A 14044-nucleotide genomic window follows, 5' to 3' on the forward strand; every position below is an offset into this window, starting at 1 on the left:
TTGTAATAAAAAAGATTTTTTTCATAAAAAATTTGGTTAAAGTTAAAATCATTCTAAAGAAGAGAATTTAGCTAAAAATATTGATTTAAAAATTAATAGACAATACCCACATTTAGTGATTTTTAACCACAAAAAAACCGTCTCCAAAAGTATCTTGGAGACGGTTTCGTTTATGTTTGTTGTGAAAGTTACACTTTCATAATTTCGGCTTCCTTAACGGCCAGCAATTCATCGATTTTTTTGATAAAGGAAAGATTTGGTTAACTCTTTTAATAACATCCACTACAAGCATAATCTCCAATTTCTTGAATATTTAGCCATTTTTTTAATCATAAACCCCATCTTCATAATGATGGCTTTGCTTCCATTTTTTATTTATTTTTCTCATTAAAACAGTGAAATGAGTTATACCACCAAAACCAAAATTACCATTACCTATTTCAAAGCTAATAAGGGCATTTTTTTTGTCTATCAGTAATGGTCTTGATAGATAAATGATTATACAGTTAGTACGATACTCGTTTGTTCTTATGGTTTTTATTAATTCGTCGTACTTAAGCAAATTTGCTTTGATGTTTTTAAAATCAGTTGTTTTCCAGTGATAGATCTCTTCTGTTTCTAATTCCCGTTTTATTTGTTTTACTTGCAAACTATCCAAAATCCAATTATCAATAAATTTCCCCCAACTTTCTTTGTGATTTAGGTTGAATTCATAAACTGAAATTGGCTTCATTTTTTTTAACGCTTCTTCAATTATTACAATTTCAAAATTTCTATAATTATTATATCGTTCTTTTTTTAGCTCAATGTCTATAAAATCATTTATGATTTCCCTTTCATTTTCAGTGAGTTCGTTTCCAAAAGCGAATTCAATTGTTGAATTTTTACTTTCAGTTCTACTTTTTTGTGTTGTACAAAAAAATAGTAGAACTAAAGGTAAAAGACATGTTATTTTTTTCATAGTGTACTATTTACAAGGTTTGCCTAATGGAGTTTGTTCACGTGGTGTTCCAGGATCTATAGTGAATCCTTGTTGCTCTGCTTTATATCTATTTAAAATTCTCTCTCTGTTGAAATTGCCAATCGGATAGATTATATCAAAAATAGGTAATCTCAATCTTGACACAATACCCACATTTAGTGATTTTTGGATACAAAAAAACCGTCTCCAAGATACTTTTGGAGACGGTTTCGTATATGTTTGTTGAGAAAGTTAAGTTGTGCGTTAGTATTTATCCTCTTGGTTAATATATCTTTTGTGATATGCTTTCTATTCATATCAACAAACAAATACAAGAATGGATTCGGCAACGAGGGAATCGGAGGGATCTACCATTCGAATATAATCAAATTCATTTTCCAAGTACAAAACCATCTTTTAATTAAGCCTAATCCCGCCATATTGCCAAACGGTGGTTGAAAGAGGCTTTTATATTTTATTTTAAAACACAGAATCGTTCCAATCAACTTCATATTTAAGTAACTTACCAGTATTTACCTTTTTTAAAACATATACTTTAACATAATTATGAAATCCTGTAACCGGAAATAATAAAAGAGTACCATTATTCATTTTTTTTTCTTGTTCTTTTTTCTTGCTCTTGTAATATTCATACGTTTCTTGTTGTAAGCTTGAAGGTTTACTTAGTTTTATTTTTTTTAAAAAAGTATTTGAACAAGTATCAATTTTATAATTTTTTTTATGTAAAAATCTTTGACCATCAATGTAGAAGTATAATTTATGTCCATCATTTGTCATTTGATTATCAGAAACCGTTGTGTCGAATAAACATACTTTATTAATTTCAAATACTTCTCTCCTCCTCTATAAAATCTAAAGTAATCGCTTTCTTTTGTTTGTGCATTAATAAATGTTGAAACTGTAAGAAAAAATATGCAAATGTAGTTTTTCATAATTAATTATCATTTTTTGAGCCATTATTAAAATTTTATCTGATTAATAGATCAAAGTAGACTTTTGTTTTAAGAAATAAATTATTCCATATAATTGTCGCTAAATCTGTGTTTTGCGAACGGATCATAGGTTGGTTGTTTGAGATAAACCAAATTGCAATTCCTCTCAAAAACTACTTAATTCCCAGTCTACCTCGTACTTAATTATCTTATCATTATCCATTTTTTCAAGGATATAAACCTTGAGATATTTATGAATGCGTGATATAGGCATTGATTTTGGAACTTTTTGATTTGTTTTTTTTTTGAATTCTTCAACTTTTTTTCTAAAGTAATTGACTTCTTCTTCCTGTAAATTTCCTGAGTTTTCTAACTTAATTTTTTTTAGAATTTTAATTGAGCATGTATCGATTTTGTGTCTTTCTTTATTAAAAACAAATCTTTCTTTTTCTATGTAAAAGTAAGTTACATTTTTATCTTCACTTTTCTGTTTCGTACTATTTTCTTTTTCGAATAAAATATACTTTTTTGGTTTTTCTCTTTCATTTTTTCCTCTATAAAAATTATCAAAATCCGTTTTTAGATTTTGGGAATAAATAAAACTTACGTTTAATAGTAATGTGTAGATAATTATTTTCATGGTTAATTACAATTTTTTGGTCCGTTATAAAAATTATTTCTGATTAATGTATCAATTGAGGTTTTTACATCTGGAGGTAAATTATCCCAAGCAATTGTAGTTAGATTTTTGTCAAGTTTACCCAAACCTACCCACGCTACAGCTTCATAAGTAGATCGGGGAAGACGATTATTATCAAATTGTTGTATCACATCAGCAATTGTACTTCTGTAATGGTTTGCCATCATTTCATGATTCCAGGTTGGCTTCCATCTTCTTTCATAGTAGTCATATAATCCTGGAAAATTATTTTTTAAAGAGTTCACTAATATTACTTGTTCTTCTGGAGTGTTTGAGTTTAGAGTACCTCTTTGAGCAGCTGATAACATTTTTCTAAAAATTTCAGCATGAATTATTTCATGTGCAAATACTGTTGCTATACCTAAATCTGATAAAGAGGCAAAGCTATTTTCATTAAATTGTATTTCTGTGACAAAATCAACAGGAGGTTGAGTCTCTCCATATACATTTGAAGCTAATGCATTGTTAATTGTTAATTTCAAGTGACTTACTGGAAATTCCCCATCAAATTTCAAAATTGCATTTTTAAATCCAGAATTTGAATTCATTAATTTATCATAAACGCATTTTGCTTTTCCAGTAAGTTCAACAATAATCTGGTCATCTAAAACACAATTTCCATATTCATCTTGAATATATCCAGTGCCACAACTTTCAGTTTCGCCACCACCCCCATCACCAGGGGGAACCTGATCTGGTTGACCAGAACGGGAACATACATACCAAGTATAGATAAGCGTTCTTTCACCAGTATCATCATTGGTTAAGAAATAGCCCCACAATTCACAATCAACATCACTAATTTTTGATGTTTTTGAAGTGTATAGATAAGCGTTCTTTCACCAGTATCATCATTGGTTAAGAAATAGCCCCACAATTCACAATCAACATCACTAATTTTTGATGTTTTTGAAGTGGTGCTAATTCCTGACTTCTCTTTATTCAAAATTAATTTATTGTTTGTGTCATATAAATGATAACTTTCTTTATCAAAGCCATTATTATTTGAAGCTATAAAAACTTTTAAATTGTAATCGTAAGTGTTGTTCGATTTGTTCTTTGTTATAAGAAGAAATGGATATAAATATTTTGATGAATTTGGATTTTTTAATCTCTTAATTAAAATGGGCTTGTTTGATAAAATAGGAATAGATAATGTATCGTTTTCAAAATGACCTCTTTCCCAATCTAATTCTTTCGAAAAATAAATATTTTTTTTAATCTTAATTGGTGTACTATTAAAATATTCTCTTGCTAGATTTATATTGATTAAATCGGTTTTGCCTTTACTTACAGGATCTTCATTTGTACAGGAATTTAAGAATAGCAAAGCAGAAAAGCTTATAAATGTTGTAATAAAAAAGATTTTTTTCATAAAAAATTTGGTTAAAGTTAAAATCATTCTAAAGAAGAGAATTTAGCTAAAAATATTGATTTAAAAATTAATAGACAATACCCACATTTAGTGATTTTTAACCACAAAAAAACCGTCTCCAAAAGTATCTTGGAGACGGTTTCGTATATGTTTGTTGCGAAAGTTACACTTTCATAATTTCGGCTTCCTTAACGGCTAGCAATTCATCGATTTTTTTGATGAAAGTGTTGGTTAAGTTTTGAACCTGTTCTTCGGCGCTTTTGCAAATGTCTTCAGAGGTGCCGTCTTTTTCTAATTTTTTGATATCGGTATTGGCGTCTTTACGAGCGTTACGAATTCCAATTTTGGCATCTTCGGCTTCGGCTTTGGCTTGTTTGGCCAATTCTCTACGACGGTCTTCTGTCAAAGGAGGAACACTAATGATGATTACGTCTCCATTGTTCATTGGATTAAACCCTAAATTAGCCACCATAATTGCTTTTTCTATAGGATGCAACATGCTTTTTTCAAACGGTTGCAAAGTAATAGTTCTAGCATCGGGTACACTAATTTTAGACACTTGAGAAAGCGGTGATGCAGATCCGTAATAATCTACAAAAACACTTCCTAACATCGCAGGGGATGCTTTTCCAGCACGGATATTCAAAAATGATTTCTCTAAATGTGCAATAGAACCGTTCATAGATTCTTCTGTACTATCTAATATAAATTCAATTTCTTCAGTCATAATCTTATGTTTGTTGTTTGTTGTTGGTGGTTCGCAGTCAACTATAAACTACAAATCTTTCACCATAAACTTATATGTTAACTACTGTTCCTATGTTTTCGCCTTTGCAGATTTTCAATAAATTGCCTTCTTTGTTCATGTCAAAAACTACAATTGGCAATTTGTTTTCTTGACTCAAAGTAAATGCTGTGGTGTCCATTACGTTCAATCCTTTGCTTAATACATCCTCAAATGAGATGTAGTCAAATTTTACAGCAGCAGCATTTTTTTCTGGATCAGAATCATACACACCATCAACGCGTGTTCCTTTTAAAATGACATCTGCACTAACTTCGATTCCTCGTAAAACTGCTGCGGTATCGGTTGTGAAATAAGGATTTCCTGTTCCAGCTCCAAAAATCACAATACGTCCTTTTTCTAAATGACGGTCGGCTCTTCTTTTGATATACGGTTCTGCAATAGATTCCATTTTTAAAGCGGTCATCAAACGGGTTTTCATTCCGTTATCTTCTAAAGAACCTTGTAATGCCATTCCGTTGATTACGGTAGCTAGCATTCCCATATAATCTCCCTGCACACGATCCATCCCTGAACTCGCACCTGCCACTCCTCTAAAAATGTTTCCTCCACCAATTACAATGGCAATTTCTACTCCTTGCTCATGTACTTTCTTGATCTCTTGTGCATATTCTGCTAAACGTTTTGGATCAATTCCGTAGTGTAAATCACCCATTAAAGCTTCGCCACTTAATTTGAGAAGAATTCTTTTGTATTTCATTTGATAGTTGAATTGTTTGTGCAAATATAGTTATATTCTAAATTTAGTGAAATATTGAGCCTTAAATATCTAAATTTAGTTTTTCAAAACTTTGCTTCGCGGCTTCGTAGCCAATTTTAAAAATGGCGTCCATCTTAGTTTTGCTGGTTTCGAAGGTACTGTAGGCCGATAATGCTTCGGGTTGAATGAGCCAATCACAGTTATCGAATTTACGGAGGCTTGAATGGGCAGTCAGCAATTCAAAAGCTCGGGTCGTGATGGATTTTATCGATTTTAGGTCCGACGGTTGTACGGTTTGCAAAGGACTTACATATACTCCAATAGAAAAATCGGTAGTTTCTTGAAGCAATTCCGTCGGGAAGTGGTTCAATATGCCGCCATCACTATACAAATTTCCCTCTATTTCGTATGGTGAAATAATGCCAGGAAAAGCACTTGAAGCCAAAATAGCATCAATAACTTTGGTGTCTTCGCCAAAAATTGTCAGTTTGCCGTTAACGATATCTGTTGCAGTGATGTAAAGTGGAATTTTTAAATCCCCCAATGTTGTATCCTTGAAGAGTGTCGAAAAATATATTTTAAAAGCATCAGGGTCAATCAAACCTGCTTTTGAAAAAGTGAAATGCTTCCAATGAAAAAAGTAAATGGATTTAAAGAAAGCCAAGATTTCCAAAGGCGATTTTCCGCTACTGTACAAGGCCGCTACAATGGAGCCAGCACTCGACCCTGCAATTTGATGAGGAACTATTTTTATTTCTTCCAAAAAATGAAGCACACCTGCATGTGCTATTCCTTTAGAGCCACCGCCCGATAATGTTAAACCAATAGTTTTAGTGTGATTTAGCATCAAATGTTTTATTTTAAAGAGATGTAAGTGATTTTTATCACCGAATTTATGAGATCAGTTGTGTAATTTTGCCTAAAAATAAGAATAAAATGAAAACATCAGTAGCGAAAGCATTATTTCATAGTCATACCTATACTAATTTCAGAAAAATTGTTTCAGATTTGTTGAAAGAAGGAAAGTCATCAGGGCACGAACAGTCCGAAGATTTAACGCATTACAGTTCTCTTAATGAAACCAGAATGAATCGTTTGGATAAGACCATCAAAGTGGATCCCGAGATTGCAGCTCAGTTGAAAGGGCTACAAAACGAATACATTTGGTTAGTTTTGGCTGAAGGTTGGTGCGGTGATGCTGCTCAACTATTGCCGATTATGAATAAAATGGCGCTTGAAACCGATAAAATTGATTTAAAAGTGGTTTTTAGAGATGATAATGACGACTTCATGCAGCACTTCTTAACAAATGGCGCCAGATCGATTCCTAAACTAGTAATTATTGATAAAGAAACCTCTGAGGTGGTCGCTACTTGGGGACCAAGACCTAAAGCGGCAGCCGAATTAATTATTAATTACAAAAAGGAACATGGGGTTGTAGATGCTACAGCCAAAGCCGAATTGCAACTATGGTATTTACATGATAAAGGATTAACTACCCAAAACGAAATCATGAATTTGATGGTGGCATCAGTTGAAAACATTGAAGCGTAATATAAAGTGCTTTACAACAGATTGATAATGTGAAATTTTGATTTGTTTTTTTCTTTTGGAAGAATAATTGTTGTAAATTAGCAAAAGCTATCCAAGTCTATTTCATTAATTTACTTTTTTATTGGTGTTTAAAATAGTGTATCACAATTTAAAAAACATCCTTATGAAAAAGATTTTTGAAAAGTTTTATGATTTTGTTTCTTCCCTATTGTTTGGAGGAAAAACCACAATTCATTATTAATTCACGGTGTAGCCCCAATCGTTAAAAACAAAAAAAGTATGGTTTAAAAAGTACTTTGTTTATTTTTTTTTAAAACACATTGCAAGCTCTAAAGGATAGACTTTGTAATGTGTTTTTTATTTGTTGGCTAATTGCTCTTCAAAAACAGAAGGAGTTTGCGCATTTTTAACCTCGTAGTTTCCAATTTTGGTGCGTCGTAAAGCCGTTAAATGTGCGCCGGATTGTAGAGCTTTGCCAAAATCAAAAGCTAAGGAACGGATGTAGGTGCCTTTACTGCAAACTACTCGAAAATCAATTTCAGGCAAAGCAATTCTAGTAATTTCAAATTCGTAAATCGTAGTTTTTCGACTAGCAATTTCCACTGTTTCTCCAGCTCTTGCGTGTTCGTATAAGCGAACGCCTTCTTTTTTTATGGCAGAAAAAATAGGAGGTTTTTGATCAATCTCACCCAAAAATTGTTTTAAAGTTTCGTGTATCAACGCTTCTGTAATGTGATCAGTTGGGTAATGATGATCTATTTCTGTTTCTAAATCATAGGATGGAGTAGTAGCTCCAACATGAAAAGTACCAGTATATTCTTTGGCTTGTCCTTGTAATTCGGTAATGCGTTTGGTAAATTTTCCGGTGCAAATTAATAGTAGACCAGAAGCGAGAGGATCTAAGGTTCCAGCGTGACCAATTTTGAATTTTTTTGGCAAACCTACTTTGTTGATCAGTAAATACTTCAGCTTGTTTACTGCTTGAAAAGAAGTAAAATGTAGCGGTTTGTCGATCAATAGGATTTGACCTTCTAAATAGTCTTCCGGTGTCATTAGATAATTGTCAGTGGATGAATGAAAAAATGAATTATCAGCAGTACAAGTCCAGCCAATATGCGATAGTAGCCAAAAATTTTGAATCCGTTTTTGGTTAAAAATCCGATAAATGTTTTAATCGCCAATAAAGCAACTACAAAAGCAACTACATTACCAATGATCAAATAATTGATTTGATCGTCGCTAAGGGTAAATCCTGCTTTATAGTAATCATAACATTTTTTGACTGTAGCGCCCAACATGGTTGGTACCGCTAAGAAAAAGGAGAATTCAGCCGCTGAAGTACGGGATAGTTTTTGAGACATTCCACCTACAATACTTGCTCCGCTTCTAGAGACTCCGGGAATCATCGCTAAACATTGAAACAAACCAATTTTAAAGGCTTGTTGATAGGTGATTTCTTTTTCGCTTTCGTCGGTGGAGGTGTTGAACCATTGGTCCACCTTTAATAAAATAAGACCGCCAAGTAACAACGAGATCGCAACGGTGACAGGGTTTTCCAATAAGCCATCTATAAAATCACTCAAAAGTAATCCCAAAACTACTGCAGGTATAAAAGCCACCAATAATTTGAAATAAAAATCGAAGGATTGAAAAAATCTTTTGAAATATAAAATGACCACCGATAGAATTGCTCCCAATTGAATTACGATAGTGAACAATTTGGTAAAGTCTTGATCTGCAATTCCAAAAAAGGAAGAGGCAATAATCATATGCCCAGTCGAAGAAACAGGTAAGAATTCAGTTATTCCTTCTATGATAGCAAGAATAATTGCTTGTAATGTATTCATTTTTATGTGTATAAAATGTAGAAGAGCTAGTTACTATGGACTAAAAGCTACTTACTGTTTTTTAGATTTTTTTAGAATAGCGTAAATCGTGATTCCAAAGCCCACAAGTACAGTGGTAGGCGCCAAACGAATTCTTCTGAAATCAAAAATCGCTTCGTTGAAAACAGTTGGGTCCTCGCTACCTCCGCCTGACATTAAAATAAAGCCAAGGGTGATTACGGCAATCCCGATTAATAGAGTGATGTAATTGGTTTTTTCAAAAAGGAATTCCTTTTTTATTTCGTTATTTTTCATTTTTAGTGCAACTTAAGCTATTGTAAATATTTTTTTATCGAATGTATTTTGCAGTAAACGAAGTGCTAGTATAAATCGTCAGTTCTTAAGTTTAAAAAACGTTGCGTTGCGAAATAGGTGCTCAGCCATGTGATTAATACGCCTAGTCCAAATACACCCAAAAGAATTACGCCAATAGACAAAGGGTCTTCTAATATTCCTAAGTTCGGGAAGTTGGTTTCTATATATAATAGTAAAGAAACGAGTCCAATAATGGCTAGTGCTGCGCCAATCATACCGAGTTTAATGCTTCTATACACAAAAGGTTTGCGGATAAATGATTTGGTAGCACCTACCATTTGCATCGTTTTGATGATAAATCTGTTCGAATGAATAGACAGACGTAAAGAGCTATTAATTAAAAGAACAGCAATAACGGTAAGAAAGCCGCTAATAATCAAAATCCACATGCTGACTTTTTTGATGTTGTCATTTACCAAATTGACCAATTGTTTGTCGTACACAATATCAGAAATCATAGCGTTTTTTCTTAAATGACTTTCTATACGGCTAATGCTATCACGCACTACATAATCTGCATTTAGATTGATGTCGTACGAATTTTGTAGTGGGTTTTCGCCTAAAAAAGTCAGGAAATCTTCTCCAATGATATCGGTGTGTTCTTTTGCTGCTTTTTCTTTGGAAACAAAAACAAATTGTTTCGGAAATTTAGCCGCTTTTAATTCTTTTTCAAAGGCCTGAAAAGTACTGTCATTGGCTTCTTTTTTGAAGAAAACTGTCATGGCGATATTTTCCCTAAAATCATCGGCTAATTTTTTAGAATTCACGATGAAAAGCCCCAAGGTTCCTAGTAAAAACAATACTAGGAAAACACTCAATACTACAGAGAAATAAGAGGAAATTAGTCTTCTTTTTTGAAATTTGTCAAAGTTAGAACTCATAGTGTACTTAAATTATGCCGTAAAAATAACAAACAAATTCTTTATTTGAAGTTAATAACGTCCAAACTTTCAACTTTCGTACAATAAATGTAAATTTGCGGCTCATTTTTAGTTTGTGGTTTATAGTTTTTAGTTCGTTGTTATCGACATAAAACAGATTTATAAATCGTCAGCCAAAAATCTTCACTGAACAAAGACTTGAGTAAGCTAAAGCATTATTCTATTAAAAAAACCATATAAAAAAGGGATGACTTGAGCGAAAGTGAAAGCATAAGACCTTTAAAAAGCAATAAACTAGGTACGAATGAAATACAATCCGAACGAAATCGAAGCCAAATGGCAACAATATTGGGCTGACAACAAGACTTTTGCGGCGCAAAACAACTCTGATAAACCAAAATATTATGTTTTGGACATGTTTCCTTATCCATCAGGAGCGGGACTACACGTTGGACATCCTCTAGGGTACATCGCATCAGATGTGTATTCGCGTTTCAAAAGACATCAAGGTTTTAATGTGTTGCATCCAATGGGCTATGATAGTTTTGGATTACCTGCTGAACAATATGCGATACAAACGGGACAACGTCCTGAAGATACGACACGCGTTAATATTGACGGAGGTTTAGATAAAGAGGGAAATGCAATTGCGGGTTACCGAAAACAATTGGATAAAATAGGTTTTTCATTCGATTGGGACAGAGAAGTGAGAACTTCCAATCCTGATTATTACAAACATACGCAATGGATTTTCATCCAATTGTTCAATTCTTGGTACAATAACAAAACCGACAAAGCCGAAGATATTTCGACTTTGACAGCTATATTCGAAAAAGAAGGAAATGCTACTGTTAATGCTGTTTGTGATGACAATATTATTAGTTTTTCAGCAAGCGAATGGAACGCATTTTCATCTGATGAGCAACAAAAAATCTTATTACAATACCGATTAACCTATTTAGCAGAAACCGAGGTAAACTGGTGTCCTGGATTGGGAACGGTTTTGGCGAATGACGAAATTGTGAATGGCGTTTCGGAGCGTGGTGGTTATCCGGTAATTCGCAAGAAAATGACACAATGGAGTATGCGAATTTCTGCCTACGCCGAGCGTTTGTTGCAAGGATTAAACGAAATTGATTGGAGTGAAAGTATCAAAGAAAGTCAGAGAAACTGGATTGGAAAATCGGTTGGGGCGATGGTAACTTTCCCCATCCTATCCTTCCCCGAAGGGGAAGAGAACTCGGAGTCTAAAAAAACTTTGGGTTATATGACGGGAGGAAATAATTCACATTTATTGCTTGAAAGAGCTAAAGAAATGAGGAATAATCCAACAGAGGCTGAAAAAATATTGTGGTTAAATTTAAAGTCGAAAGCTTTAGATTTTAAATTTAGACAACAACATCTGATCGCTGATTTTATTGTAGATTTTGTTTGCCTTTCAAAAAAATTAGTGATTGAAGTTGATGGAGGAATTCATGATTCTCAACAAGAAGCTGATGCAGAAAGAACAAAAGTTCTTAATGAAAGAGGGTTTAAGGTAATTCGTTTTAATAATAAAGAGGTTTTAAATAATATTGATAGTGTTTTAAATATCATCAAGCATGAATTACTCAACGCTGATGTTCCCCCTTCGGGGGCTAGGGGGATTAGTGTATTTACAACTCGTCCTGATACTATTTTTGGAGTAACGTTTATGACCTTGGCTCCAGAGCACGAATTGGTGGCTCAAATCACAACTCCTGAACAAAAAGAAGCTGTAGAAGCGTATATTGAAAAAACAGCAAAACGTTCCGAAAGAGAGCGTATGGCCGATGTGAAAACTATCTCTGGAGTGTTCACGGGTGCTTATGCAGAACATCCGTTTACCAAAGAACCAATTCCGGTTTGGATTGGCGATTATGTGTTGGCGGGTTACGGAACTGGAGCAGTAATGGCGGTGCCTTGTGGAGACGAAAGAGATTATGCTTTTGCGAATTTTTTCAAAGACCAAAAAGGAATGCCAACAATCAAAAATATAATAAGCCCCCTAGCCCCCGAAGGGGGAACAGCAACAGTAGCTGGCTCCCCTCCTTCGGAGGGGCTGGGGGAGGATTGCGCTTTTACTGCCAAAGAAGGATTTGTATTTAAAAATTCTGATTTCTTGAACGGCTTAGGTTATAAAGAAGCGACTCAAAAAGTTATTGCAGAACTTGAAGTGATAGGCCAAGGAAAAGGAAAAATCAATTACCGTTTGCGTGATGCGGTTTTCTCGCGTCAACGCTATTGGGGCGAGCCTTTCCCTGTGTATTATGTGAACGGATTGCCACAAATGATTGATGCCAAACATTTGCCAATCGTTTTACCAGAAGTAGAGAAATATTTACCAACCGAAGACGGATTGCCTCCGTTAGGAAATGCAACGACTTGGGCTTGGGATACTGTAAATAACAAAGTAGTTTCTAATGAGCTTATCTCCCCTCTTTCGGAGGGGTCGGGGGAGGCTACCATTTTCCCTTTAGAATTAAACACTATGCCGGGTTGGGCGGGAAGTTCTTGGTATTGGATGCGTTATATGGATGCGCAAAACGACACCGAATTTGCTTCTGCCGATGCCTTGAAATATTGGGAAAGCGTGGATTTATACATTGGAGGAAGCGAGCACGCGACAGGTCACTTGTTGTATTCTCGTTTTTGGAACAAATTCTTAAAAGATAAAGGGTTTGCGCCAACAGAAGAACCTTTCAAAAAACTGATTAATCAGGGGATGATTTTGGGAACGAGTGCGTTTGTGTATAGATTAACTATTAATAGTGTTTCAGGGGGAAGAGATAGTTTTGGTAACGATACTGTTGGAGATGGTATTTATGGAGAATCAGTTTTTGTTAGCTCAAAATACTATAAAGAATTTATTGGATTAAAAAAGAAATTAGATTTATCTAAGATTAAGATAACTTTATCTAGAGGACAAGACGTAAATGTTAATGGGATAAAGAATGATATACTTACCCAATTGTCAGAAAAGTTGTTTGAATTAACAACAAGAAATACTACGGGAATCACAATTTATGAGGATTCTTTTGTTGAATTGGATATGGACGAATTGCATGCGGATGTTTCATTTGTTGATTCATCAGATGAATTAGATGTTGAAAAATTCAAGGCTTGGAGAGAAGATTTTAAAAATTCTAACTTTATTTTAGACGAAAACGGAAAATACATCGTTGGTCGCGAAGTCGAAAAAATGTCGAAATCGAAATACAATGTAGTCACTCCAGACGATATTTGTGCAGAATACGGAGCGGATACCTTGCGTTTGTATGAAATGTTCTTAGGACCATTGGAACAAGCCAAACCTTGGAATACAGCGGGAATTTCAGGAGTTTTTGGTTTCTTGAAAAAACTATGGCGTTTGTATTTTGATGAGAATGGTTTGATTGTAAACATCGATGAACCTACCAAAGACAACTTGAAATCATTGCACAAAACCATCAAAAAAGTGGCAGAAGACATTGAAGGATTCTCTTTCAATACGTCAGTGTCTCAGTTTATGATTTGTGTGAATGAGTTGTCTGCTCAAAACTGTCATTCTCGTGCCATTTTAGAACCTTTGGCGGTTGTGATTTCGCCTTATGCGCCTCATATTGCCGAGGAATTATGGTCGTTGTTAGGGCACGAAGGGTCTATTGCTACGGTTCCGTTTCCAGTTTTTGAAGCCAGCTATTTGGTAGAAAGCGAGAAAGAATATCCAGTTTCTTTCAACGGGAAAATGCGTTTCACCATCAAATTGCCTTTGGATTTAACCAAAGAACAAATCGAGGAAATCGTAATGCAAGACGAAAGAACGCAAAAACAATTAGACGGCAGAACCCCAAATAAAGTAATTATTGTGCCAGGGAAAATCATCAACTTGGTGGGATAAACCATAAAATTGTAAC

At 34.2% G+C, this 14044-nt stretch carries 15 protein-coding genes; 2 read left to right on the top strand and 13 right to left on the bottom strand.

The features are described from left to right. Window positions 1–325: 325 nt before the first annotated feature. The 9 genes from AO58_RS0111625 to AO58_RS0111665 all read right to left on the bottom strand — a co-directional run bounded on the left by AO58_RS0111625 (window position 326) and on the right by AO58_RS0111665 (window position 6341). Entirely contained in the window at window positions 326–961 is a 636-nt protein-coding gene (locus AO58_RS0111625; protein WP_024981870.1) for a hypothetical protein, read from the bottom strand. 6 nt (window positions 962–967) lie between these two features. After that, window positions 968–1126: a hypothetical protein gene (locus tag AO58_RS18010; protein ID WP_155959418.1), complete on the bottom strand. Its 159-nt coding sequence runs from the start codon at window positions 1124–1126 to the stop codon at window positions 968–970. Between the two features lie 315 nt (window positions 1127–1441). Next, window positions 1442–1759, bottom strand: a complete 318-nt coding sequence (locus tag AO58_RS0111635; protein WP_024981871.1) for a hypothetical protein — start codon at window positions 1757–1759, stop codon at window positions 1442–1444. 321 nt (window positions 1760–2080) lie between these two features. Next, the gene (locus AO58_RS0111640; protein WP_024981872.1) at window positions 2081–2554 is read right to left on the bottom strand and encodes a hypothetical protein; all 474 of its coding nucleotides are present in this window, start codon (window positions 2552–2554) and stop codon (window positions 2081–2083) included. Between the two features lie 2 nt (window positions 2555–2556). Continuing rightward, entirely contained in the window at window positions 2557–3396 is an 840-nt protein-coding gene (locus tag AO58_RS0111645; protein ID WP_024981873.1) for a hypothetical protein, read from the bottom strand. Next, complete coding sequence (locus AO58_RS0111650; RefSeq protein ID WP_155959419.1) at window positions 3378–3989, bottom strand: hypothetical protein; 612 nt, start codon at window positions 3987–3989, stop codon at window positions 3378–3380. The genes AO58_RS0111645 and AO58_RS0111650 overlap by 19 nt, the downstream gene beginning before the upstream one ends. Window positions 3990–4152: 163 nt before the next feature. After that, window positions 4153–4716 carry a ribosome recycling factor gene (gene frr, locus AO58_RS0111655; RefSeq protein WP_024981875.1) on the bottom strand — a complete coding sequence of 188 codons (564 nt, stop codon included), beginning with the start codon at window positions 4714–4716 and terminating at the stop codon, window positions 4153–4155. A gap of 70 nt (window positions 4717–4786) precedes the next feature. Further along, window positions 4787–5494 carry a UMP kinase gene (gene pyrH / locus AO58_RS0111660; RefSeq protein WP_024981876.1) on the bottom strand — a complete coding sequence of 236 codons (708 nt, stop codon included), beginning with the start codon at window positions 5492–5494 and terminating at the stop codon, window positions 4787–4789. A gap of 61 nt (window positions 5495–5555) precedes the next feature. Then, complete coding sequence (locus tag AO58_RS0111665; protein ID WP_024981877.1) at window positions 5556–6341, bottom strand: patatin-like phospholipase family protein; 786 nt, start codon at window positions 6339–6341, stop codon at window positions 5556–5558. 89 nt (window positions 6342–6430) lie between these two features. On the opposite strand from AO58_RS0111665, the gene AO58_RS0111670 reads away from it, so the two are divergent. Then, on the top strand, window positions 6431–7048 hold the full coding sequence (locus tag AO58_RS0111670) for a thioredoxin family protein (protein WP_024981878.1): 618 nt from the start codon (window positions 6431–6433) through the stop codon (window positions 7046–7048). A gap of 357 nt (window positions 7049–7405) precedes the next feature. On the opposite strand, the gene truB is transcribed toward AO58_RS0111670, so the two are convergent. From truB to AO58_RS0111690, 4 genes are all read right to left on the bottom strand, one after another. Then, window positions 7406–8101: a tRNA pseudouridine(55) synthase TruB gene (truB, locus tag AO58_RS0111675; RefSeq protein WP_024981879.1), complete on the bottom strand. Its 696-nt coding sequence runs from the start codon at window positions 8099–8101 to the stop codon at window positions 7406–7408. Beyond that, on the bottom strand, window positions 8101–8895 hold the full coding sequence (locus AO58_RS0111680) for an undecaprenyl-diphosphate phosphatase (RefSeq protein ID WP_024981880.1): 795 nt from the start codon (window positions 8893–8895) through the stop codon (window positions 8101–8103). The genes truB and AO58_RS0111680 overlap by 1 nt, the downstream gene beginning before the upstream one ends. A 51-nt stretch (window positions 8896–8946) precedes the next feature. Further along, window positions 8947–9189, bottom strand: coding sequence for a DUF3098 domain-containing protein (locus tag AO58_RS0111685; RefSeq protein WP_024981881.1), 243 nt, complete (start codon window positions 9187–9189; stop codon window positions 8947–8949). Window positions 9190–9254: 65 nt separating this feature from the next. Continuing rightward, window positions 9255–10130, bottom strand: a complete 876-nt coding sequence (locus AO58_RS0111690; RefSeq protein ID WP_024981882.1) for a cell division protein FtsX — start codon at window positions 10128–10130, stop codon at window positions 9255–9257. A gap of 304 nt (window positions 10131–10434) precedes the next feature. On the opposite strand from AO58_RS0111690, the gene AO58_RS0111695 reads away from it, so the two are divergent. Next, a complete protein-coding gene (locus AO58_RS0111695; RefSeq protein WP_024981883.1) occupies window positions 10435–14028 on the top strand; it encodes a leucine--tRNA ligase in 3594 nt (1197 codons plus the stop codon). The last annotated feature ends 16 nt before the right edge of the window (window positions 14029–14044 follow it).

Origin of the sequence: Flavobacterium succinicans LMG 10402 (assembly GCF_000611675.1) — a bacterium.
GTDB classification, from domain to species: Bacteria; Bacteroidota; Bacteroidia; order Flavobacteriales; family Flavobacteriaceae; genus Flavobacterium; species Flavobacterium succinicans.